This window comes from Marinomonas pontica (assembly GCF_036322735.1).
In the GTDB taxonomy this organism is placed as follows: Bacteria; Pseudomonadota; Gammaproteobacteria; order Pseudomonadales; family Marinomonadaceae; genus Marinomonas; species Marinomonas pontica.
Genome location: NZ_AP027271.1, coordinates 2450272 through 2474523, shown reverse-complemented (window position 1 = coordinate 2474523; position 24252 = coordinate 2450272). Strand labels below are relative to the sequence as shown.

Genomic DNA, 24252 nt, shown 5'->3' with positions numbered 1-24252 from the left:
AAGCGGCGTTTACAGTTTAGACATCCAGTTTAGTAGGAAAGAGTAACAACAATGGCAAAAGAAATTGTTTTAACCGGTGTTACCACCACAGGCACTCCGCATTTAGGTAATTATGTGGGAGCAATTCGTCCAGCGATCGAAGCAAGCCGTCAAGACAATACGGAATCTTACTTCTTCCTTGCGGACTATCATGCGTTGATCAAATGTCAGGATCCTGAACGTGTGAAACAGTCTCGTTTAGAAATTGCGGCGACCTGGCTAGCGTGTGGCTTAGATACCGATAAAGCAACTTTTTACCGTCAATCAGACATTCCTGAAATTGCTGAATTAAACTGGCTACTGACTTGTGTTACTGCTAAGGGGTTGATGAACCGCGCTCATGCTTACAAAGGCGCCGTTGATGAAAACCTTGCCAATGATCAAGATCCGGATTTTGGTATTACTATGGGCTTGTTTTGTTACCCAGTATTAATGGCAGCGGATATTTTGGCGTTTAACGCACATAAAGTCCCTGTTGGCCGTGACCAGATTCAGCATATCGAAATGGCGCGCGACATAGCGGGGCGTTTTAACCATTTATTTGGTGAGCACTTCGTTTTACCTGAAGCGGTTGTTGGTGAAGAAGGTTCTATTCTGAAAGGCCTAGACGGCCGTAAGATGAGTAAGAGTTACAATAATACCATTCCATTATTTGATACTGAGAAAAAGCTGCAAAAAGGGATTAATAAGATCAAGACAAACTTGTTAGAACCTGGTGAAGCGAAAGACCCAGATGATTCTACCGTGTTTGATATTTATAAGGCGTTTGCTACCCCTGAACAAACGGCGCAGATGCGTCAGAACTTTGCAGACGGCATTGCATGGGGTGAAGCGAAGAAGGAACTTTTTGCTCTAGTGAATGGTCAACTGAGTGAGCCGCGTGAAAAGTATCTTGAGTTGATGGCCAATCCTGCTCATGTAGAAGACATTCTGCAAGCTGGGGCTGAAAAAGCGCGAGCTCGTGCACGTAGCATGATATCAGACTTACGCAGTGCCGTCGGTTTGGTTAATTTTAAATAAAGGAGAGTTTTGTGAGAACAACCGTATTTGCCATGTTCATGGCGTTTGTTTTGGCAATCGGCGCGGGTGGTTATAGCGCTGATTTACAAGCAAAATCAAAGTTTGGCGGTGGCAAAAGTTTTGGTAAAAGCTTTTCTGTTTCTAAACCTAAAAGTGCGACGCCGTCGACTGCGAACACAACTAATGCTGCCGCTGGCGCTAAAAAACCGGGATTTCTTGGTGGTTTAGGTGGTGGTCTGTTGGGTGGCTTGTTGGCGGGTGGTATTTTTGCGGCCTTGCTAGGAAGCGGTGCATTTGATGGCATTTCTTTCGGCGATATTTTGTTATTTGCTGTGATTGGCTTCTTGATTTACAAGTTCTTCATCGCGCCAAAACGTCGCGCTGCAGCAGCGGCTCAGCAAGCTGGCACAAATGGTATGTTCCGTGAAATGCCTGAATCAACTCGTGATAGCGTTCAGCCTTCTCCAATGTCCGGTATGACTGGGTTTGGTGCTGAGCCTGAGATTAAGCTACCACCTGGTTTTAACGAGCAAGCTTTTGTCGCAGAAGCAAAAAATCATTACATCGCTTTGCAAAAAGCATGGGATGACAATAATTTTGATGAGATCTTGGATTACGTTAGCCCAGAACTTTACAACCTCTTGGTTGCAGAACGTGCAACACATGGTGATGACAAGCCTCGCACCGAAGTGATTTCCTTGATGGTTGAACTGGTTCGTGGTGAATATATTGGTTCTATTGCCTCCATTTCTTTGCAGTTTTCTGGCTGGATTAAAGAGGGGGATCAGACATCCGATACCAATGAAATTTGGCACTTGGAAAAGAACATGTCTGAGCCCAATGCAAACTGGACAATAGTTGGTATACAACAAGACAACTAATTGTTACTTAACTTTGCTCGTAGACTCATCACATATTGTTTAAGCTAGACAAAGCTTGTGATGAGTTCTACATTACTCTTATTAAATTGAATATGGATGTGAGCCATGTCTGAATTAGCGCCTATTAAAGAAAATGGTAACGCCTTGTCGGAAACGAAGAAAGGTGAGTTGTTGCAATACCTGACATTTAAACTGATTGACGAGACCTATGGTATTAACGTCATGCAGATTAAAGAAGTGTTGCGATATAGCGAAATCGCTCCGGTTCCTGGTGCACCATCTTATGTATTAGGCATTGTTAATTTACGTGGTAATGTCGTGACGGTTGTCGACACTCGTGTGCGTTTTAGTTTGCCTGAGTGTACGATCACAGACGATACTCGAATCATCATCATTGAACACGACGGTGAACAAGTTGGCTTGTTGGTTGATGCGGTTCAAGAAGTATTCTACTTGTATCAAGGTGAGATTGAGCAAAGCCCTAGTGTTGGTAATGATGAAGCTTTGATGTTTATTCAAGGCGTTTATCAGAAAGAAGAAGAATTGGTTATTTTACTTGAGCTGAACCGTATGTTTGAGCGTAATGAAGCGCTTGGCATAGAAGCGATGAACTAAGCCCGAAAACGGTTTTCAAAGCCAATTTTTTAAAGCAAATTCAAATAAACCATGCCGTTGAGCATGGTTTTTTTATGTCTGCGATTTGTTTATAAATCGTTATTGATAATTATCTTTCCCAATACGCTTCTTCTAAGCTGTCTTCTCGCTCTGGCAATCCTTTCGATAAGCGTGATGCATTTTGAGCCAGTATTTCATAACTCACACGATTGGAATATTTACAGATTTGCGCAAAAGAAGAATACGCAAGAAACGAAGCTAAATGTTTGCTGGAGTTTGGAATCGCTTCTTTGTGAAAGTGATTGGCGGAAATATCATGCAGCAAAGCCGATAATGCGCCATCACCAGCACCGTTGGTATTGCGGATTTTTTCGGGCCCACCCATATAAGGGTCAATATGAGAAAAGACCTTTACTGGCTGTTTACAGGCTTTGCGCAACATTGGGCGACTGAATTCCCAGCGGTTAAAATCGGCTAAGCTGCCAGACTTAATTGGGTTGGTGGTTTCGCGTTTTAGGTCGTTATCAGTATGACCGCACAAATACATACCATCTGGACCGGCGGTGAGTAAGACCATGTCGACATGGTCTAAAATTGCACTGGCGGCTTGCAGAGGATCTGAAAAGCCTGTTAATGCTTCCGCTTCTAATTCATTCATTGCTAAAACATTGACGTAGTTTTTAATCAGTTCGAGCAATTCTTCGCGGTTGTCTTCTACAAGGTGCTTTGTACCCAGTGTTAGTACCGTTGGCACGTTATGCTGATGAGCATATTCCAAGGCTTTTAGCATGGCTTGTTTGATGGGTTTGCCTTGGTGACGTAATGGGTACGCGCAAGTGACCAATGCTGCACCGCCAGCTATGATGTTTTCTGGGATGTGATCAACGTCTAACTCGTCCATATCGCCTGGGGCGATAGCAAAAGTGCGTTCGCCATCTGGGGTAATTAAAGTAATGCCACGACCAATGTCACCGGGAACGCCTTGTAAGTGATTCATATCGACTTTGCTGCTGGTATGGCAAATATAATGGTAAGCTGGTGACCCTAAAGTAATGTTGGCCGACATGACGCCAAGCAAGACAGATTTATCATCGGCCAGTACCGAGTAGTTGTGTATCGTGTTGCCAATGGTGCCGCCAGCAAAATGGTCTGAGATGCTGTTTTGTGCCGTGAGCTCACTATAAATAGCGGAAGCGGTGTCAGCATCGACAAGATTCGATAAGCCTTTTTGGATGTTGAAGGTGTCCAAAAATTGATCAGAGACATTGGCAACCACATCGACAATTGTTTCATCCAAGCCAACAATGTAGGTATCTTTATCGGGGCGAACTTCCGATGTCGGCAGAACGGGCTTTGGTTGAGATACAGGAAAATAGTGTTTGAGTTTGCGTCTGCCGGGAAACTTCATAGTAATGCTCGTGGATAAAGATAATGTAGCGAGTTTAGCAAAGAATTGACCAGTCGGGCAGGATAACTAACAAGAAAGTAAGGTGAAAATGAACGAAGCAGAGTTAGATCGTTACAGTCGGCAGTTGTTATTGCCTAATTTCGATATTCAAGGACAGTTAAACCTCTCACAAGCAAAAATTTTGGTGATTGGTTTAGGAGGTTTGGGAAACATTGCGGCTACGTATTTGGCCACTTCCGGAGTGGGGCAGCTGATTTTGGCGGATGGCGACCAACTAGAAAGCAGTAATTTGCCGCGCCAAGTTCTGTATGATGAAAACCAGATCGGCGTAAATAAAGTTGATGCGGCAGCGAAGCAAATTGCGAGTAAGAACGCTCTCGTCCAAGTTGAAACCATTGCGCAGAATTTAACGGGTGAGTGTCTGTTAAACGCAGTGGAGCGCGCGGATGTTGTGTTGGATTGCACCGACAATTTTACGGCTAGGCAAGCGATTAATCGTGCTTGTATGACAGGAAAAAAACCGTTAGTCAGTGCCGCTGCGATTCGTTGGGAAGGGCAGTTAGTCAGTTTTTTGTATGGCCGAGAATCGACCCCTTGTTATGAGTGTTTGTATCCTTCTTTATCTGATCATCAGTTGAGTTGCAATGAAAGCGGCATTGTCGCGCCTGTGGTTGGCTTGTTAGGTGTGTATCAAGCGCTAGAGGCGCTCAAGTTAGCAAGTGGTTGCGGAAGGGTTAAACATGGCGTTTTGAGACTTTTTGACGGCTTTGAGGGAAGTTGGCGTGAAGTGCGTTTAACTCAGGACCCAGAGTGTTCAGCTTGCGTAATTGAAAACAATGGGACGCTTGAAAACTCATAGATAGTCCCTATTTTAGTAATTAATATTTTTCTCTAAGTATTCCAGCGAATTTTCGTTAGAATTCACCACAGTATTTTTAGCCCGCCATTTTTGGTGTTGGGCAAGCATTCATTTACAGGAGCAATGACATGAGCGATGTGAAACACGCGAAATTAATGATTTTAGGTTCTGGCCCAGCTGGTTATACGGCCGCTGTTTATGCCGCTCGCGCGAACCTTAATCCTGTGATGATTACAGGCATGCAAATGGGTGGTCAGTTGACCACAACCACCGAAGTGGATAACTGGCCAGGTGATGATCAAGGCGTGCAAGGTCCAGAATTAATGGAGCGTATGCGTAAGCATGCTGAGCGTTTTGAAACGGAAATTATTTTTGACCACGTAAATAAAGTAGATTTGCAAAACCGCCCTTTCCGTTTGGAAGGTGACAGCGGTGTTTATACTTGTGATGCCTTGATTATTTCAACTGGCGCCAGTGCTCAATATCTTGGTATGGAAAGTGAAGCCAAATTCATGGGGCAGGGCGTATCGGCTTGTGCGACTTGTGATGGCTTTTTCTACCGTAACCAAGATGTAGCCGTTATTGGTGGTGGTAACACAGCTGTTGAAGAAGCTCTTTACCTTGCTAACATCGCGAAAACAGTGACCGTCATTCACCGTCGAGATAAATTTCGCTCAGAAAAAATTCTGTCTGATAAGTTGTTAGAAAAAGCCAAAAATGGCAATGTAAAAATTGAATGGCATTCTGAACTGGATGAAGTGTTGGGCGATGATGCTGGTGTGACAGGTGTGCGAATTAAAAACAACCAAACTGGCGAAATGAAAGAAATCGCAGTTGCAGGGTTGTTTGTGGCGATCGGTCACAAGCCAAATACAGACATTTTCCAAGGTCAATTAGAGATGAACGATGGCTATTTGAAAGTTCAATCTGGTTCACACGGAAACGCGACTCAAACAAGCATCGAAGGCGTGTTTGCAGCGGGTGATGTGTCTGATCACATTTATCGTCAAGCAATCACTTCTGCTGGAACGGGTTGCATGGCTGCGTTGGATGCAGAACGTTTCTTAGATTCTCAAGACTAAGGTCAAAGGTTCTAAACAAAAAAACCGATCTCAGGATCGGTTTTTTTATGCCTACAATAAAGCGTTTAGAATAAACGAATTACTGAGCGTTGTATGCTTCTACACCTTCAACGATGGCTTTTTTCGCTTCTTCGGCGTTCGCCCAACCTTCTACTTTTACCCACTTGCCTTTTTCAAGGGTTTTGTAGTTTTCGAAGAAATGTTCGATCTGATCACGTAGCAATTGTGGAATGTCGTTCACGTCTTGGATGTGACCGTATTCTTTGCTTAGTTTTTCGTGAGGAACGGCAACCAATTTTGCGTCCATGCCAGCTTCGTCAGACATGTTTAATACGCCAACAGGACGGCAGCGAATGACGGAACCTGGAACCACTGGGTACGGTGTAATAACCAATACGTCAACTGGGTCCCCATCGTCTGCCAACGTGTTGTTTACGTAGCCGTAGTTAGCAGGGTAAAACATTGGCGCAGTCATAAAACGGTCAACAACAAGCGCGTCCATATCATGGTCAACTTCGTATTTTACTGGGTTCGCTTGAGCTGGAATTTCGATGATTACGTTGATGTCATTTGGCGCATCTTTGCCCGCAGGGATATTGTGATAGCTCATTATAATTTCTTCCAATGTGGTAAATATTGGCGATATTATAAAAGCTAGAGTGCTTCTATGCTAGTTGTGGAAGCAGTCCATTCGTAATATTCTCTATTTCCATGGAATAAAATAAGTAAAAACGGCCTTAAAATACGTTAACTTATTGCTTTCTTTCTGAATTTAGCTAGTCTTACACTGTGATCAAATTATAGTCGCGAGGACAGTAATGACAAAATCTGAGCTGATAGAGCTGCTAATCGATCAGCAATCCCATTTGCCAGTGAAAGATGTAGAGCAAGCTATTAAGGCAATGCTAGAACATATGTCTGATTCTTTAGCGAATGGTGAACGCATTGAGATAAGAGGCTTTGGGAGTTTTTCTCTGCATTATCGAGCGCCAAGAATTGGCAGAAACCCTAAAACAGGTGAATCTGTTGATCTAAGTGCGAAATACGTGCCGCATTTTAAACCAGGTAAAGAGTTGCGTGAGTTGGTTAATTTGCCTGATGATGAGATTAATGAACTTAACTAATTTACATCTTATGCCTCGAAATTCTTGAGCTATCACGGCATAATATCGCCATTCTAATGTTGGTAGGTTGTTTTATGCTTAAATGGCTGAAGAGAGTTATTTACATCGTTCTTGTTACTTTTTTTCTCGCCGTTGGTGTGTTTTTTGCCATCCGTAATCCGCAACTTATTCCTCTTGATCTTGTCTTTTGGCAAGGGCCAGAACTCAGTGTCGCCTTATATATTATCTTGTCTTTTACAGTGGGGGCTTGTGTGGCTCTTTTGGTAAGTTCTGTTGCGTATTTGCGCAGTGAACGACAGATCAGAGTATTGACGAGACGATATGAAAAAGCCCGTGACGAAGTCGACGCACTACGTAAAGCCTCTATTACGAAAGAGCTTTCTGTAGGGAAGGAGTAATCGAGTTGACTGAAATGGGATTGTTTTTGGTTCTGTTTGTCGCCCTCTTTGTTGGCTGGGCAATGGGCCGAAAAAGCCCGACCAAAAAAAATAAATCAGTCAAAAAAAGCATTCCAACGGACTACTTTCGTGGTCTTAATCATTTACTCAATGACCAACACTCCGAAGCAATCGACACATTTGTTGATTCATTAGAAGTCAATTCTGACACCTTTGATATTCACCTTACCTTAGGCAATTTATTCCGTAAAAAGGGTGAAATTCAGAAGGCGATTAATATTCATCAAAGCTTACTGGCTCGTCCAGAAATATCACAACGTGAAATGCGTATGGTGCAGCTGGAGTTGGCAAGTGATTTTATGTCGGCAGGTCTGTTGGATCGTGCTGGCCGTTTGTTGCTAAACATGGCTTCGACATCTCGTAAAACGGAATTTCAGCCGAAAATATTGGCGTTGCTTGTAGATCTTTATGAGTTTGAACAAAGTTGGGATAAAGCGATTCAGATTGGCTCTGAGTTGATTAAAGAAACACCGAGTAAGAAAGAAATAAAGCGGCTAGCGCATTTTCATTGTGAGATGGCGCAAGAAATGCAAAAAAAAGAGCATTGGAAATCGGCTTTTCAGCATTACAAACAGGCATTAGACGTCGATTCTAGCTGTATACGGGCCAGTATTGGTGCTGCTGATGTGTTGAACCATCAAGGCCGTTACCGCGATGCTATTAAAGAATTGAAACATGCGGTAGAGCAAGACCCAGAGTTTATCTCCATTATCATCCCCCAGTTAAAAGCCTGTTACCAAAAAATATGGGGGAGCGGCGGTTATATCAAATTTTTGCAGGAACAGAACCAGAAAAAGCCGTCAACGGCTCTGATTATGGCGCTGGTTCAGCATTATATGGAAACCGATAAAGATTATGCGGAGATGTTCCTGGTTGAGCAGCTGAGATTGCATCCGACTATAAAGGGATTTAAAGAGTTGATCAGTTTGCAACTTGCCGATTCCCAAGGATATAACCAGCAGCATTTAGTGGTTTTGTTTGAACTCATAGATCAACTGGTTCAAGTCAAACCCAAATACCAATGCCGTCAATGCGGCTTTCCTGGTCACCAATTACATTGGCAGTGCCCGAGTTGTAAAAATTGGGGTGTTGTTAAGCCGATTCATGGTTTGGAAGGTGAATAACTCCATCCAGCCAATACGAACATATTATTGATAGAAACTGAAGAAAGAGGACACTGAATGAGCTGCCAATCCCCTATAGTGGTTGCCCTAGATTACCCAACCATGGCGCAATCCATTGAGATGGCGAAACGACTTGACCCAAAACAGTGTCGAGTCAAAGTCGGTAAAGAGCTGTTTACCACATCGGGTCCTGCCATTTTGGATGAACTGCATAAATTAGATTTTGATGTATTTCTTGATTTAAAATTTCATGATATTCCCAATACCGTGGCAAATGCGGTGAGTGTGGCGGCCAAAGCGGGCGTGTGGATGGTGAATGTTCATGCCTCAGGTGGACGTCGGATGATGGAAGCCTCGGCGAATGCGTTGCAAAAATTGACGGACCACAACACCTTGTTGATTGCCGTTACCGTATTGACCAGCATGGATCAAACGGATCTTATTGAAATCGGTATCGACGCAACGCCTGAGCAGCATGTTAAGCGTCTTGCTGCATTGGCTAAATCTTCCGGTATGGACGGTGTGGTGTGTTCTGCTCAAGAGTCCAGTATGTTGTCTGCGGATTTGGGCAAAGACTTTGTCTTGGTGACTCCGGGAATTCGACCTGCGGGTTCGGACCAGGGAGATCAAAAACGTATTATGACACCAGCTGAAGCCATGGCCGCAGGCAGTCATTATCTGGTAATAGGTCGCCCCATTACACAAGCGCAAGATCCCATTGCTGTGCTGACTCAAGCAAATGCAGAGTTGGGTGTGGCGGTTTAATTCACACTGTCGACTGTTGCAGTTTGTTAAAAAAGCTTTTACTCTAAAACCACTTTCTACTTCTACTGTATTGTTGATTTGGAAAGTGGTTTTTTATTGGCATGATGCCGTCTTTGCGTTTTTAAAGAGTTTAAAAAGGATGTTTCTATGACGAATGTAAATCGTATTTTTCGCGTTTGTATTGCTCGTTCACTTCTTGTTGTTTCTTTGGCTTTTATGCCGCTCTCCGTGTTTGCCGCGACCCCCTTGGACATTAATACCGCTACAGCGGCGCAGTTTTCTGCTGTGATGTCTGGTGTGGGTATGAAAAAAGCAGAAGCCATCGTTGCCTACCGTGAAGCCAATGGCCGTTTTGAAAGTGTCGATCAGTTGTCTAGTGTGAAAGGAATAGGTGAGGGGCTTTTAACTCGCAACAAAGCGCTCATTCGTGTCGTTGAAGAGGCTACTCAAACACCGTAAACGGCAATTATTAAGGAGCACCAAGCTCAAGCTAAGAAGGCTCGGTTTGGTGTTCCGTTAGCGTGTTTATTGCCTGATGTTGTGTGAAGAATATCTTGCCGCTGAGGTTCTCGATCAGGCTAGAGCCTTTCAATTTGTCCATTACGGGGCCTTTGATTTCTGACAAATGCAATGTAATCCCTGCGGATTTTAATCTGTCATCAATGGCTTCTAAACTCGCTAATGCACTCGCGTCAATCATGTTTACCGCGTTACACATCAGAATTAAATGTCTTGTGTTCTTGTGTTGAGAGACGAGGGTTAAGACATAGTCTTCCAGTACTCTGGCATTCGCAAAGAACAAATTTTCATCAATACGAACTGTCATAATATTAGGCGTTGTTTCCACATCAAAGCGTTTTACGTTACGAAAATGTTCTGTCCCCGGCAGTCGACCAACCACGGCAATGTGTGGGTGGCTGGTGTGCCATAGAAAGAACAACAATGACAACGAGACACCAACAATGATGCCAGTTTCCATGCTGATAAACAGCACCACAAAAAATGTGGCCAACAGACCCAATGCTTCTTGTTTAGAAAATCGGTAAAGCCGAGTAAAGTCCTTAAAATCAATTAGTTGAAGGATTGACGTGACAATGCAGCTTGCCAACACGGCAGTGGGCAGGTAATAAAACAATGGCGTTAAAAACAGCAGCGTAAAAAGCATGAGTAGCCCTGTTAATATTCCTGTCATAGGCGTTGTTGCTCCAGCACTGACATTGACCACGGAGCGAGAGAATCCGCCTGTCACAGGAAAAGAACCACTAAACGCGGCACCTAAATTTGCTAATCCTAACCCAACAAGCTCTTGGTTCGGGTTGATGCTTTGCTTGCGTTTTGCAGCAAAGGACTGAGCAACAGAAACCGAGCCGACAAAGCCAACGATGCTGATTAAAAATGCGCCCGGTAACAGGTCTATTAGTGTATCAAGCGTGAAATATTCAACAGGAATAGTAGGTAAATGGTTGTTAATACTACCGACAATTTTGATGCCTAATGAGTCTAAAGAAAAAGCAGCAACGCAGCTGGTAGTAGCAACCACGACGATGACAGGCCCAGATTTACCCAACATATTGGCGGTGTTTTCCGATAATCCAAGCTTGCTTAGGGTAGTGGTTAGGTGGCGTTTGAGAAGGACTAAGGAAAGCACGGAAATGATGCTTAAAATAACAGTCGGCATATTGATGTCTTCAATATGCCGCATCATGCTTTGCCCCAACTCAATAAGATTATTACCTTGGGCTTGTACCCCAATTAAATGTTTGAATTGCCCAACGGCGATCAAAATAGCAGAAGCGCTGATAAAACCAGAAATAACCGGATGACTTAATAAGTTGGACAAAAATCCCATTTTTAGCAGACTCATCAGTATCAAAAAAACACCGGATAAAAACGCTAACATGATAGCGATAGCGGCATAATGATCGCTGCTAGATACTGTAAAGGGCGCTAGAATAGTGGCTGTCATCATGGAGGTAACGGCGACAGGCCCTACAGCCAGAGTGCGACTGGTGCCAAATAAAGAATATAAAATAGAAGGAATGATGCCCGCGTACAAACCAACGACAGCAGGCAGCCCCGCTAATAAGGCATACCCCATACTCTGTGGAATCAGCAGAATAGTGGCGATAAAACTGGCCATGGTATCTGCTTGCAGTTTAGATCGTGAATACTCTTTGATCCATGCCGAAGCTGGCAAGTATTTTTCAAGCTTGTTCATGAAGCATGCTCAGGATAGATACGAAAAAAGGCCACCTAAAAGACAAATAAGCGTTTTGAATTATTAGGTATAAGTATATCCCCTTATGTTATATAGCGTGACTTGGTTGGTAAAGTCGAATCTGGGGTGTTTTCTTTTTTGAGTCTTTTTTTGTCTCAATGGGGCAAGAATATGAGAGGAAACATCAGACGCTAAATAAAAAATTTGTTAATCTACGGGGTCGATAGTAAAGCCTAGGGAAAAAATTGTGTCGCAAGAGTTTCAAGTTGTTTCATCTTATTCGCCTGCGGGTGACCAGCCTAAAGCCATTGAAAAATTGGTTCGAGGGGTGGAAGCTGGCTTGGCTCATCAAACCCTGCTTGGGGTGACGGGGTCGGGTAAAACCTACACCATTGCGAATGTTATCTCGCAAGTGAAACGCCCAACCATTGTCATGGCGCACAACAAAACCTTGGCAGCACAGTTATATGGCGAATTTAAAGAGTTTTTCCCTCATAACGCTGTAGAGTATTTTGTTTCCTACTACGACTATTACCAACCTGAAGCCTATGTGGCTGCGTCCGATACCTTTATTGAAAAAGACGCCTCGGTCAACGAACACATAGAGCAAATGCGGTTGTCTGCGACCAAAGCCTTACTGGAACGCGACGACGTTATTATTGTTGCTACCGTCTCCGCGATATACGGTTTGGGTGATCCTCAGTCGTATTTAAAAATGATGCTGCACCTTGATCGCGGTGACAAAATAGACCAACGAGATGTCCTGCGTCGTTTGGCTGAACTGCAATACAGCCGCAATGATTTGGTATTGGAGCGCGGTAATTTTCGTGTTCGCGGCGACGTTATAGAGGTGTTTCCTGCAGACTCTGAAGACACGGCTATTCGTATCGAATTGTTTGATGATGAAGTCGAAAACTTATCGATGATTGATCCGTTAACCAATAAAACATTGCGAAAAGTGCCCCGTGTGACCATATACCCAAAGACGCATTACGTCACACCACGAGAAACAATCGAAGGGGCAATTGACCGTATCAAGGTGGAATTAGACCAGCGACTTGAGCAATTAAAATCCCTTAATAAACTTGTCGAATTGCAGCGTCTTGATCAAAGAACGCGATACGATTTGGAAATGATGCAAGAGCTAGGTTATTGCTCAGGGATTGAAAACTACTCTCGCTATTTGTCCGGTCGTGAAGAAGGCTCACCGCCGCCGACGCTATTTGATTATCTGCCGCCTAACGCATTGTTGGTGATCGACGAATCTCACGTGACTGTGTCGCAAATTGGCGCCATGTATAAAGGTGATCGGTCTCGTAAAGAGAACTTAGTGGAATATGGCTTCCGCTTGCCCTCGGCTCTTGATAATCGTCCAATGCGCTTTGAAGAATGGGAACAAATTAAGCCTCAAACTATCTTCGTTTCCGCCACACCGGGTAAATACGAAGAAGAGCACCAAGACTGGGTAGTGGAGCAAATCGTCCGTCCGACAGGCTTGATCGATCCGATTCTAGAAGTTCGACCTGTGGCCACTCAAGTGGATGACTTATTGTCAGAAATCAATCTGAGAGTTCCCATTGGGGAACGTGTGCTCGTGACAACGCTGACAAAGCGTATGGCAGAAGACTTGAGTGACTATTTGAGTGAACATGGTATTCGTGTGCGCTATCTGCATTCCGATATTGATACGGTTGAGCGCGTCGAGATCATTCGTGATTTACGCTTGGGTGAGTTTGATGTCTTGGTCGGGATCAACTTATTACGGGAAGGTTTAGACATTCCTGAAGTGAGCTTGGTTGCGATTCTCGATGCGGACAAAGAAGGCTTTTTGCGGTCTGAAAAATCCCTCATCCAGACCATTGGTCGTGCGGCGCGTAACGTAAACGGTAAAGCTATTTTATACGCAGACCGAATTACCGGTTCCATGGAGCGTGCAATAAGTGAAACTGATCGTCGCCGTGAAAAACAAAAAGCCTACAACGAAGAACATGGTATTACGCCAACAGGCATTACCAAATCCGTTGAAGACATCATGGAAGGCGCGTACAACCCAGGCGCTGGCAAGCGTGGCAGCAAGGCGAAAAAAGTCGCCGAGACCGCCAAAGATTACCAAGTGGAAAGCATGGAAGACGTGGCACAAGTACGTAAAGCCATGATTCAACTGCAAAAAGAAATGATTCAAGCTTCTGAAGAACTGAAATTTGAACTTGCGGCGGGTTATCGTGATCAGATTCGCCAACTACAGAAAAAATTAAAAGACGTTGGAGAGTCCTAGGCCTTAGGTTCAAAAACAAAAAGGAGCCTAAAATGGCCATCACTTTACGGAATTACAATATAGTCCGCGTTATCGACAACGGCGTGATAGTGAATTGCACCGTCATCGAAATGTGCTATGACTATGCGCTCGTTAAGTTTAAAGGTAAAAAATACAAAGTGCCGTATGGTTTAATAGACGAAGTGATTGGCCATGAATTGCTCGTTCCAGTTAACGAATAATGGTGTGAAAACAAAGACTTTAAAAAATACCAACGAGGGCTTGTCAAAACCAAACCTCTGCGTATAATAGCCAACACTTTTTAGGACTATAGCTCAGTTGGTTAGAGCGCATCCTTGACATGGATGAGGTCAGCAGTTCGAATCTGCTTAGTCCTACCAAATTATAAGGCCTCGACAGTTAGTGATCATTCACGGCGTCGGGGCTTTTTTGTATATGCAAACTATAAAGTTTGCTCTATTTCTTTCCGCCTAAATAGCTACCAAAAAATGATTCTCCACTGCACCCCCTCCCTGAAATGATGATTATCAAAATTTAAGTTTGAGTTGCTTTACGCTTTTTACTTGCATATAGTTTATTGATTAGTAGCAGAGAGTTTTATAAATGCCATCATTTGTTTTAAATAACATCAGCATATCAGCGAGAAAACACGGTTTCGTGTGTTTGTTGCTGTTTGTGCTATCGTTATTTTCGATGGCAATGGCAACGAACAGTATGATGTCGCCTTCCTCGAATATGATGTCTATGGAAGCGCATACCATGTCTGATTTATCAGTTCATCATATGTCTTCTGAAGAAGTTTACTCTTGTGCCTCAACCTCGGCGGATGAATGTTCCAGTCTGACATCAGAGCATAATCACCAAAATTGTATGGACAATCATTGTAGTAGCTTTTCAGGCTTACTGGTCAGTTACCATTCTTATTCCGACAATATTTCCTCTGTTCACACGACTCTGTCGTCTGAATTCTACGTTTCTACCCATCCAAATACGCCTTACTTCCCCCCTATAGTCATTTCTTAAATTCGCTGTTTCACTCATCGCTTTCATTCGCGTTGAGATTTTATGAATTTAAAAATGAGTAGTCGAGCCAATGGCCAAACACAATTTTTTGGCATTCTGTCATGTATTACAGAGTGTCTATTGCCGTCGATTTTTAATCGGTAAAACGCATCGTATTGCCTCCGTTTTCCTATTTTCGTTACTGCCACTTGTTGCGAGCGCAGAAGTATTAAGCCTGCAACAAGCGGTGGAAAAAGCCGTCTCCCAAGATGACTGGTTGATTTCCAGCCAGCAGAAAGAGAATGCTATTCGCGCTTTAAGCCAAGGTATGACGGCGTTGCCGGATCCAAAAATCAATGTTGGTTTATTGAATATGCCAACCGACAGCTTTGATTTTAACCAAGAAGCGATGACGCAATTTAACGTGTCGGTATCGCAGATGTTTCCAGCTGGCGATACCTTACGTTTAACAGGGGAAAAGTACGCCGCGCAAGGCGATCAAATGCCCTTGATGCGAGATAATCGTCGCGCGATGTTAGCAATGGAGGTATCGAATCTTTGGCTAACGGTATACAGTTACGAAGAGAGCATCAAGCTCGTGAAGCAAAATAGAACCTTGTTCGAACAACTTCATGAGGTAGTGGAAAGCAGTTATAGCTCGGCGTACGGGCGAGCCAAACAGCAAGATTTAGTGCGTTCTGAACTGGAGTTGATTAAGTTAGATCATCGTCTAACTCAGCTTCGTCAAGCGAAAGAAAATGCACTGAAAAAATTGTCCCAATATATTCTTCCGACCATGGTTGATCAGAACACAGCTGATCAAGCAATCACTCTGAAAACAACGGGTGAACCCATTATGGTAACCCCGTCTAGTATTCTTCCACCAAATTCCTTGGCGGCTCGTCTGAGCCAGCATCCGTTGGTTCGCATTGTCGATGTTCAATCCAATACCGCGCAGATAGATAAATCGATTGCCGAGCAAAAGTACAAACCAGAATGGGGCGTTACCTTGGGTTACGGTTATCGCGGCGATGATCTAAGCGGCAAAGATCGAGCCGATCTGGCGTCGATTGCGGTGAGTGTCAGCGTGCCAATCTTTTCGTCTAGTCGACAGGATGCTCAGGTGAAAGCCGCGACCTTACAAGTCGAGTCTTTTCTTTCTGAAAAGCAGCTTGTGCTGAATGAACTCATGGCGAAATATCGTGTTCTGACATCTGATATTAACTTGCTAGATCAACGAATTCGTCTGTATCAAACCAAGTTACTTCCTAGTTACAGAGAAAGTGCGCAAGCCATGTTGAATGCTTATACCAGCAATGATGGTGTTTTCTCGGATGTGGTTCAGGCGCGCATCGATACATTAAATGCACATATTGAATTATTAAATATTCGTATCGAGCGCTTCAAGCGCTTAGCCGAATTGGATTATGTAATGGCACAAAGTGAAGAGGTGAAACTCAAATGAAAGTAATCGGGTATATCGGTGTATTTGTACTAGGTGGCGTTCTTTCGGCTACGGGTTATCACTTTGGTCTTCAAGCATTTAATGCTATGAACGGGGAAATGAATGCTGGTGCATCAGTCACGAAAGATGAAAAAGCACCTTTATATTGGGTGGCGCCAATGGACCCAAATTACCGTCGTGACAAGCCGGGTCAATCTCCTATGGGAATGGATTTAATCCCTTTTTATGGTGATGACCAAGGTTCCAATAATCAGGGCGCTGGTACTGTAAGCATCTCGCCTGAAGTGGTTAATAACCTTGGTGTGAGAACAGAAAAAGTGTTTGAAGGCGTGCTGAAACCAGACATTCGTACTGTGGGCTATTTGGCTTACAACGAAGACAAGATTGTTCATATTCACCCTCGTGTCGAAGGTTGGATCGAAAAGAGCTTTATTAAATTCAATGGTGATTCAGTTGAAAAAGGTCAGCCTTTGTTCGATTTGTATTCACCAACCTTAGTGAATGCGCAGGAAGAATTTGTCTTTGCGTTAGCGCGCAAAGACCAGCGCATGATCAACGCGGGTGAAGAAAGGCTAAAAGCTCTGCAAGTGTCGAGCAGTTTTATCCAAGCGTTAAAGACAAAGCGCAAAGTGTCTCAAACAGTGCGATTTTTTGCGCCACAAAGCGGCGTTATTGACAACCTTGGAATTCAAGATGGTTTCTATATTAAGCCAGGCACAACTTTGATGTCGATCGCGGATTTGAGTGAGGTGTGGTTGGATGCCGAAGTGTTTGAGCGCCAAGCGCATCTTGTCGCGGTGGGGCAACCGGTTGAGGCTGTTATGGATTTCCTACCGGGGAAAACTTTCAGCAGTAACGTGGATTTTATTTATCCGACTCTAAATGCCAAAAATCGCACTTTGCGTGTTCGCATTCGTTTAGATAACCCCGAGCAACTTCTGAAGCCAGATATGTTTGCCCATGTTCGTATTGAAACCACCGAGCCAGGTAAAAAACGCTTGATTCCAAAAGAAGCTTTAATTCGTGGCGGCGAGCAAAACCGCGTGGTACTGGCATTGGGTGAAGGGCGTTATAAATCGATTGCCGTTGAAACCGGCGCGTTCGGCGATGACTACGTGGAAATTTTAGATGGCTTGGTGTTGGGTGATGAGGTCGTGACATCGGCGCAGTTTTTGTTGGACTCTGAATCCAGCAAAAGCTCGGATTTCAAACGCATGAATATAGACAGTGAGCAGACGTCAATGCCTGCCAGTGGCACTGAAATGACTAACACGTCAATGTCTGGCAATGAAATGTCAGTAGCAGAACCTGCTAACAATGTTTGGGTAGCCGCACGCATTAATCGTATTGATGCGACAACGCGGATGGTGAATGTGAATCATGATGCTATTACTGATTGGAAATGGCCAAAGATGACGATGGACTTTGAGTTAGCTGATTGGTTGACGCTGGATGAATTGCCAATTGGTAGAGATATTCAGCTTGAGATTACGCGGGAAAGCAGTGTGAAATTCATGGTCACTGACTATTTTGACGCTGACACGGAGTAGGGGAATATCATGATTGAAGCGATCATTCGTTGGTCCATAAACAACCGATTCATGGTGTTATTGGCTACTTTTATTTTAGTGGGCGCTGGCTTGTATTCGTTAAAGAATACTCCCGTTGATGCCATTCCTGACTTGTCTGATGTGCAAGTTATCATTAAAACCAGCTATCCAGGACAAGCGCCACAAGTTGTGGAAGATCAAGTTACGTACCCGTTGACCACGGCGATGTTGTCTGTGCCCGGTGCTCAAACAGTGCGCGGTTATTCGTTCTTTGGGGATTCGTATGTCTACGTGATTTTTGATGAAGATACCGATATGTACTGGGCGCGAAGCCGAGTGTTGGAGTATTTAAGTCAGGTTGCGCCATCCTTGCCCAGTAACGCAAGGGCGCAATTGGGGCCAGACGCAACGGGCGTCGGCTGGGTGTATTTGTATGCCTTGGTGGATAAAACCGGTCAAAACGACTTGAGTCAATTGCGTTCACTGCAAGACTGGTTCTTGAAGTATGAGTTACAAACCGTGCCTGGCGTATCGGAAGTGGCGCCCATTGGCGGCATGGTGAAGCAATATCAGGTAAGTGTGAATCCAGATAAATTGCGCGCGTTAAACATGCCATTGAGCCACATTCAAAATGCTATAAAACGCGGCAATCAGGAAGTCGGCGCGTCGGTCATTGAAATGGCTGAAGCTGAATACATGGTTCGAGCGTCTGGTTATATACAGAGCGTCGAAGATATTGAAATGATTCCGCTTGGCGTCAGTGAAAGTGGCACACCGTTGACGATCAAAGATGTGGCAGACGTTGGTATTGGCCCACAAATGCGTCGAGGGTTAGCAGATCTCAATGGTGAAGGCGAAACTGTCGGCGGCGTGGTGGTGATGCGTTTTGGTGAAAACGCACAGAAAACCATCGAAGGCGTAAAAGCGAAATTGGAAACCTTGAAATCTAGCTTGCCAAAAGGCGTTGAGGTGGTGACGGTTTATGATCGTTCTGGTTTGATTGATCGTGCCGTGGAGAATTTATGGACCAAACTGCTGGAAGAGTTCCTTGTGGTTGCGTTGGTTTGTATGGTGTTTCTTTTTCATGTGCGTTCCTCTTTGGTGGCCATCATCAGTCTGCCTGTCGGTATTTTGACCGCCTTCATCGTCATGCATTTGCAGGGTATTAATGCCAATATCATGTCGCTTGGCGGTATTGCGATTGCCATTGGCGCCATGATTGATGGTGCAATCGTGATGATAGAAAATCTCCATAAGCATATGGAAAAAGTCGAAATGACCAAGGAGAACCGTTGGCAGGTTGTGACCGCCGCGGCTACCGAAGTCGGCCCCGCGTTATTCTTTAGTCTGCTTATTATCACCGTCAGTTTCGTGCCTGTGTTTACCTTGGAATCCCAAGAAGGACGGATGTTTGGCCCGTTGGCCTATACCAAAACCTATGCCATGGCCGCATCGGCGGCATTAGCCATCACTCTGGTACCTGTTTTGATGGGGTACTTTGTGCGAGGTAAAGTCTTGCCTGAGCATAAAAACCCCGTTAATCGGGCTTTGATCGCGGTGTATATGCCAGCGCTGAAAGCCGTGTTGAGTTTTCCGAAAACCACCATTTTGGTGGCAATTGCTATATTTGCCATTGGTATGTGGCCGTTAAATAAGTTGGGCAGTGAGTTTATTCCTAACCTAGACGAAGGTGATTTGATGTACATGCCAACTGCCTATCCGGGGATCTCCATCGGACAAGCACGTCAGGTATTACAGCAAACCAATAAACTGATTGCGACCTTACCAGAAGTGAAAACTGTCTTTGGGAAGGTTGGTCGTGCGGAAACCGCGACCGATCCCGCGCCGCTGACCATGATAGAAACCTTTATTCAACTCAAGCCTCATTCTGAATGGCGAGACGGCATGACCAGCGACAAGATCAAGCAAGAGCTGGATCAGTTGGTCAAGATCCCAGGCATTACTAATGCTTGGGTGATGCCGATCAAAACACGAATCGACATGCTGGCAACGGGCATCAAAACCCCTGTGGGTATAAAGGTTGCGGGTCCTGATCTGAAAGTGATTCAAGATATTGGTTTGCAGCTAGAGAAAATCTTGAAACCAGTTGAAGGCACGGCATCGGTTTATTCTGAGCGTGTGGCCGGTGGTCGTTACGTCAATATAGACATTAATCGCGCGAAGGCATCGCGTTATGGGTTGAACATTCAAGATGTTCAAGAGCTTATCTCTTCGGCGGTGGGTGGCATGAATGTCACGAATACTATTGAGGGGCTTGAGCGCTATCCCATTAATGTTCGCTATCCACAAGAATATCGTGATTCACCAGAGCAATTAGCCCTTTTGCCAATCGTGACTCCGAATGGTTTACGAATTGCTTTAGGGGATATTGCTGATGTTTATGTGGAAGAAGGTCCGCCAGGATTAAAAAGTGAAAACGCGCGTTTAAACGGTTGGACCTTTGTGGACATTGAAGGTGTAGATATTGGCCGTTATGTCGAAAACGCACAAAAAATCGTAGCAGACCAAGTGCAATTACCAGCAGGTTATTCATTAAATTGGTCTGGTCAATATGAGTATATGCAACGGGCAAAAGAAAAGCTGACCTATGTAGTGCCGCTTACATTGGCCATCATTATTGTCCTCTTGTATATCAACTTCCGTAACTTCTCCGAGGTGGCGATCATTATGGGCACCTTGCCATTTGCTATGGTGGGTAGTATCTGGTTGATGTATTTATCTGGTTTCAACTTCTCGGTTGCAGTGGGGGTTGGCTTCATTGCGCTGGCTGGCGTGGCCGTGGAAATCGGCGTCATTATGCTGATGTATTTGAATCAAGCTTGGGTAGAGACACAAAAAAAATGCGCTGAAAAAGGCGTCTTACCTCGCGCGGACACGCTTTACCATGCGGTGCTTCATGGCTCTGGTATGCGAGTTCGTCCGGTGATGATGACGGCGGTATCCATCATTATCGGCTTGTTGCCAATTTTATATGGTACTGGAACGGGATCGGAGGTGATGAGTCGAATCGCTGCACCTATGGTTGGCGGTATGGTGAGCGCGGTCGTACTGACGTTATTAGTTTTGCCTGCGGTGTATTTTCTATGGAAAAAATCTTCATTGAAATGAGTGTTTGTTTCAATCGATGTAAAACGCGGTTTTTCAGAGCCGCACAAAATGCTGGTACAGGTGGGCTCCTCTTTGTGCCAGTGCAAACCAATATTAAGCTCAAAGCAATTAAACTTTAAAGGATCATAGTATGAACAAAATCAAATTAGCGCTTTCTGTATTCGCAATGACAGCTGCTGTAAACGTATATGCACACGGCATGATGACAATGACATACCCCAAAGACGGTGCCATGCTAATGGCTCAAGCAGAACGAGTAGAGCTAAATTTCCAGAACCCTATGAAAGTTGTAAGTCTCAAGGTAGTAGGATCTAAAGGTAAGCCCGTGTCGGTTCGGTTTAATCGTGACGGTGCAACAACGAAAAATTTTCAAACTATGTTACCAATGTTGGCGCCGGACAGTTATACAGTTCATTGGAAAGCAATGGGCGAAGATGGACACATGATGAAAGGCTCTTATGGTTTTATGCAGCATTAATTTGAACATTTAAACTGTTTAGTTCAACTGGCTAATTAGATTATATCTTTTAGGCTTTTCATTTTATAAAAAAGGGGCTGTATGATGTTAACGAACTGGGAAATCGCGCAATTATTGACACGTTGGTTATTGTATTTTGGTATATCAAGCGTTGTAGGTGGGCTATTTGCATTTTGTTTGTTGCGTCATCAGTCTGCTTTATTGAGTAGTATAAAAAGGTACGTACGAGGAGGTGCGTTGATTGGTTTAGTGGCGACAATAGCTTATTTTTTTATCCTCGTTGGTGGGGCGATGGAAGAGGGTCTATCGCTCATGTTTGACCCTATGATGGTCTCTATCTATTGGGATTCGCCTGCGGGCAGTACCTTAATCGCTAATGTGATTGGTTATTGCTTGGTGATCATAGCGTCATTTACCCTTGGGTCGGATCGTGCCTTCAGTCTGTGGCCATTTTCACGCCTTGCATTAATGGTCGCTTCCTTGGGCATAGCCAGTTTGATTTATTCGTTTTCATTCACGGGTCATGCGACAGAGCAAGCTTGGTATTATCAAATTATATTCTTTACTCATATCTTGATTGCTGCTTGGTGGTTAGGGTTGCTATTCCCTTTGTGGTTGGTTGCGCGAAAATCCACGCACCAGGAATCTAATCGAATCTTAGAGCGTTTTGGCGAACTTGCAGCGGTTGCTGTTTTGATTTTGATTATCTGTGGAGCATGGATGAGCTATGTTCTGACAGGATGGCAAGACTTATTCTCGTCAGACTATGGTTTCTGGTTGTTGGTGAAACTTGCTTTGGTCGTTGTTATTCTGGTGATGGCGGCATACCATAAATTACATCTTGTGCCGTTAATACTGAAACGCGGTAATACATTTCTTATTCAAAAATCTATTTTAATGGAAAAAATGATCGCTTCTTCTATTTTGGTGGTCACGGCGATATTTACGACGTTTGTTGGTCCTCCAATGCATTAATTGAAATTCTATTCCTGAATGCTTCAAGGCTGTATCAGATAGCCAAATTAATAGTAAATAGCTAATTTTGAAAGAGGTGAAAATATGAAGGTATTCAATAAAATTATTGCAACTTCAATCTTAACGTTAGTAAGTGCTAGCGTGTTTGCACAACCTATAATAGATCTCTACAAGTCTCCGACATGTGGTTGTTGTGTTAAATGGGGTGAGCTAATGGAGGCAGAGGGGTATACCGTTAATTATCATCACACAGAAGACTGGTCCTCTTTAAAGAAAGATGCGGGTATGCCCATGCAACTACAGTCGTGTCACACCGCTGTTATCGACGGTTACTTAATTGAAGGGCATGTGCCAGAACAAGATGTGGCACGTTTAATACTTGAGAAACCTGAAAATGTATCAGGGTTGGCTGTGCCTGGAATGCCAAGGTATTCTCCTGGCATGGCTGCAAAAGGTCAGCAATACAAAGATTTTAATGTGATTCAGTTTAGCCAAAAAGGAACGATGACAGTTTATCAACAATATTGATAAACGATAAATCCATCAAATCCAACAGGTTATCAAGCTGAAAGGAAAAAGCCGAGCTATGAAGTGACCCCCAATAGTTGGACTATCCAATTACTGGGGGTCTTTTTATGTCTAAGTACAATAGACGTTCAATTCTCATACTTCGGTATATATCCCTATCTATATGTCTATAAAGAATATGATTAATCTGGATTTATTAGACCCTAAATTCAGATAATAAGTGCGACACTGCAAATCAGGTGTAGAAGAAGCCAACTGCTGAAGTTGATACACTTCTTCTTACCACAGATAAAGCAGTACCAACATGAATTATCAGCAGTTGACCGAAGGCAAAAGATACCAGATTTCCGCTCTTTTAGGGCAAGAAATATCAGTGGCAAATATTGCACTCATCCTGAATTGTCATAGAGCTACGATTTACCGTGAGTTAAAGCGGAATAAAAAAGTAACAGAATATTGCCCTGACAAAGCCCAAAGAGCCTGTTTGATAAGGCGGAAGACAGCGGCAAAATATCGCATATCATCAAAGACAATTGATTTTATTCGTATTTTAATTGAAATCGACTGGAGTCCTGAGCAAGTCTCTAACGTACTCAAAAACTGCGGTGTTCCCGTCAGTCATCAATGGATTTACCAATATATCCATGATGACAAAAGAAACAAAGGGACACTTTACCGCCATTTGAGGCAAGGAAGAAAACGCTACCGGAAAGGCCAGAGAACAAAAGCTGAAGTGATCAAGAATAAGGTATCCATTGATGATCGGCCTGTGATTGTTGATACCAAAAAGCGCTTTGGAGACTGGGAGATAGACACTGTTTTAGGTAAGCACGGCTCAGGCTCAATTGTCACCTTGCTAGAAAGAAAGACACGTTTTTACCTTATAAAGAAAGTGGATTCGAAATCAGCCAAAGATGTGACTCAAGCAACCATAGAGCTATTGCTGCCTTTTAAAGATCATGTTCACACGATCACAGCAGATAATGGTCGAGAGTTCGCGTATCACGCTGAGATAGCCGAAGCATTAGAAACGACAGTGTATTTTGCTCATCCATACAGTTCTTGGGAACGTGGAGCAAACGAAAATAGCAACGGACTCCTAAGGCAATATGTGCCCAAAGGTACCGATTTAAGACGTGTTACAGAAGAGAGAATACACTTCGCAATGAGACGAATAAATAATCGTCCAAGGAAGTGTTTAGGGTTCAAGCAACCAGCCGTAGTGTTTAAAGAAATGTGCTTAGTTGCTTGAAGTGA

23 protein-coding genes and 1 tRNA gene are annotated in these 24252 nt (G+C 43.9%); 21 read left to right on the top strand and 3 right to left on the bottom strand.

From position 1 onward, the window contains the following. Positions 1-51: 51 nt before the first annotated feature. From AABA11_RS11600 to AABA11_RS11590, 3 genes are all read left to right on the top strand, one after another. Complete coding sequence (locus tag AABA11_RS11600) at positions 52-1059, top strand: tryptophan--tRNA ligase (protein WP_338268090.1); 1008 nt, start codon at positions 52-54, stop codon at positions 1057-1059. 11 nt (positions 1060-1070) lie between these two features. Further along, positions 1071-1940, top strand: coding sequence for a Tim44 domain-containing protein (locus AABA11_RS11595; RefSeq protein WP_338268088.1), 870 nt, complete (start codon positions 1071-1073; stop codon positions 1938-1940). A 105-nt stretch (positions 1941-2045) separates the two neighbouring features. Next, positions 2046-2555: a chemotaxis protein CheW gene (locus tag AABA11_RS11590; protein WP_265729542.1), complete on the top strand. Its 510-nt coding sequence runs from the start codon at positions 2046-2048 to the stop codon at positions 2553-2555. Positions 2556-2664: 109 nt separating this feature from the next. Here AABA11_RS11590 and AABA11_RS11585 read toward each other — a convergent pair whose 3' ends face one another. Beyond that, positions 2665-3963, bottom strand: a complete 1299-nt coding sequence (locus AABA11_RS11585; RefSeq protein WP_265729543.1) for an inosine/guanosine kinase — start codon at positions 3961-3963, stop codon at positions 2665-2667. An 88-nt stretch (positions 3964-4051) separates the two neighbouring features. Between AABA11_RS11585 and AABA11_RS11580 the strand changes: the two genes are divergently transcribed. Both AABA11_RS11580 and trxB read left to right on the top strand, forming a co-directional pair. Further along, the gene (locus AABA11_RS11580) at positions 4052-4822 is read left to right on the top strand and encodes a HesA/MoeB/ThiF family protein (protein WP_338268082.1); all 771 of its coding nucleotides are present in this window, start codon (positions 4052-4054) and stop codon (positions 4820-4822) included. A gap of 128 nt (positions 4823-4950) precedes the next feature. Continuing rightward, positions 4951-5904 (top strand): thioredoxin-disulfide reductase, encoded by a 954-nt coding sequence (trxB, locus tag AABA11_RS11575; RefSeq protein WP_338268079.1) that lies wholly within the window; start codon positions 4951-4953, stop codon positions 5902-5904. A gap of 79 nt (positions 5905-5983) precedes the next feature. Here trxB and ppa read toward each other — a convergent pair whose 3' ends face one another. Then, positions 5984-6514 (bottom strand): inorganic diphosphatase, encoded by a 531-nt coding sequence (ppa, locus tag AABA11_RS11570; RefSeq protein ID WP_338268078.1) that lies wholly within the window; start codon positions 6512-6514, stop codon positions 5984-5986. A 208-nt stretch (positions 6515-6722) separates the two neighbouring features. Between ppa and ihfB the strand changes: the two genes are divergently transcribed. From ihfB to AABA11_RS11545, 5 genes are all read left to right on the top strand, one after another. Beyond that, positions 6723-7028: an integration host factor subunit beta gene (gene ihfB / locus AABA11_RS11565; protein WP_265729546.1), complete on the top strand. Its 306-nt coding sequence runs from the start codon at positions 6723-6725 to the stop codon at positions 7026-7028. Positions 7029-7102: 74 nt separating this feature from the next. After that, positions 7103-7426, top strand: a complete 324-nt coding sequence (locus AABA11_RS11560) for a LapA family protein (RefSeq protein ID WP_265729547.1) — start codon at positions 7103-7105, stop codon at positions 7424-7426. Positions 7427-7440: 14 nt separating this feature from the next. Then, positions 7441-8610: a lipopolysaccharide assembly protein LapB gene (gene lapB / locus AABA11_RS11555; RefSeq protein WP_338269678.1), complete on the top strand. Its 1170-nt coding sequence runs from the start codon at positions 7441-7443 to the stop codon at positions 8608-8610. Between the two features lie 57 nt (positions 8611-8667). After that, a complete protein-coding gene (pyrF, locus tag AABA11_RS11550) occupies positions 8668-9375 on the top strand; it encodes an orotidine-5'-phosphate decarboxylase (RefSeq protein WP_265729548.1) in 708 nt (235 codons plus the stop codon). 147 nt (positions 9376-9522) lie between these two features. Then, the gene (locus AABA11_RS11545; RefSeq protein WP_338268075.1) at positions 9523-9834 is read left to right on the top strand and encodes a ComEA family DNA-binding protein; all 312 of its coding nucleotides are present in this window, start codon (positions 9523-9525) and stop codon (positions 9832-9834) included. A gap of 31 nt (positions 9835-9865) precedes the next feature. Here the strand turns inward: AABA11_RS11545 and AABA11_RS11540 are convergent, their stop codons facing one another. After that, entirely contained in the window at positions 9866-11593 is a 1728-nt protein-coding gene (locus AABA11_RS11540; RefSeq protein ID WP_338268074.1) for a SulP family inorganic anion transporter, read from the bottom strand. A gap of 247 nt (positions 11594-11840) precedes the next feature. On the opposite strand from AABA11_RS11540, the gene uvrB reads away from it, so the two are divergent. The 11 genes from uvrB (at position 11841) to AABA11_RS11485 (ending at position 24247) form a co-directional block, all read left to right on the top strand. Next, the gene (uvrB, locus tag AABA11_RS11535) at positions 11841-13868 is read left to right on the top strand and encodes an excinuclease ABC subunit UvrB (protein ID WP_338268073.1); all 2028 of its coding nucleotides are present in this window, start codon (positions 11841-11843) and stop codon (positions 13866-13868) included. Between the two features lie 32 nt (positions 13869-13900). Continuing rightward, positions 13901-14089, top strand: coding sequence for a hypothetical protein (locus tag AABA11_RS11530; protein ID WP_265729552.1), 189 nt, complete (start codon positions 13901-13903; stop codon positions 14087-14089). A gap of 82 nt (positions 14090-14171) precedes the next feature. Next, a tRNA-Val gene (locus AABA11_RS11525) sits at positions 14172-14248 on the top strand. Between the two features lie 223 nt (positions 14249-14471). After that, positions 14472-14891, top strand: coding sequence for a hypothetical protein (locus tag AABA11_RS11520; protein ID WP_338268070.1), 420 nt, complete (start codon positions 14472-14474; stop codon positions 14889-14891). Between the two features lie 70 nt (positions 14892-14961). Further along, positions 14962-16335, top strand: a complete 1374-nt coding sequence (locus AABA11_RS11515; protein WP_338268069.1) for a TolC family protein — start codon at positions 14962-14964, stop codon at positions 16333-16335. Beyond that, positions 16332-17885, top strand: coding sequence for an efflux RND transporter periplasmic adaptor subunit (locus tag AABA11_RS11510; RefSeq protein ID WP_338268066.1), 1554 nt, complete (start codon positions 16332-16334; stop codon positions 17883-17885). Before AABA11_RS11515 ends, AABA11_RS11510 begins: the two co-directional genes overlap by 4 nt. 9 nt (positions 17886-17894) lie before the next feature. Beyond that, a complete protein-coding gene (locus AABA11_RS11505) occupies positions 17895-21014 on the top strand; it encodes an efflux RND transporter permease subunit (RefSeq protein ID WP_338268065.1) in 3120 nt (1039 codons plus the stop codon). 130 nt (positions 21015-21144) lie between these two features. Next, positions 21145-21492: a copper resistance CopC family protein gene (locus AABA11_RS11500; protein ID WP_067014165.1), complete on the top strand. Its 348-nt coding sequence runs from the start codon at positions 21145-21147 to the stop codon at positions 21490-21492. Between the two features lie 81 nt (positions 21493-21573). Continuing rightward, positions 21574-22467 carry a copper resistance D family protein gene (locus tag AABA11_RS11495; protein ID WP_024024989.1) on the top strand — a complete coding sequence of 298 codons (894 nt, stop codon included), beginning with the start codon at positions 21574-21576 and terminating at the stop codon, positions 22465-22467. Positions 22468-22551: 84 nt separating this feature from the next. Further along, positions 22552-22995 (top strand): DUF411 domain-containing protein, encoded by a 444-nt coding sequence (locus AABA11_RS11490; protein WP_338268063.1) that lies wholly within the window; start codon positions 22552-22554, stop codon positions 22993-22995. Positions 22996-23299: 304 nt separating this feature from the next. Next, positions 23300-24247: an IS30 family transposase gene (locus AABA11_RS11485; RefSeq protein ID WP_114413812.1), complete on the top strand. Its 948-nt coding sequence runs from the start codon at positions 23300-23302 to the stop codon at positions 24245-24247. Positions 24248-24252 lie beyond the last annotated feature (5 nt).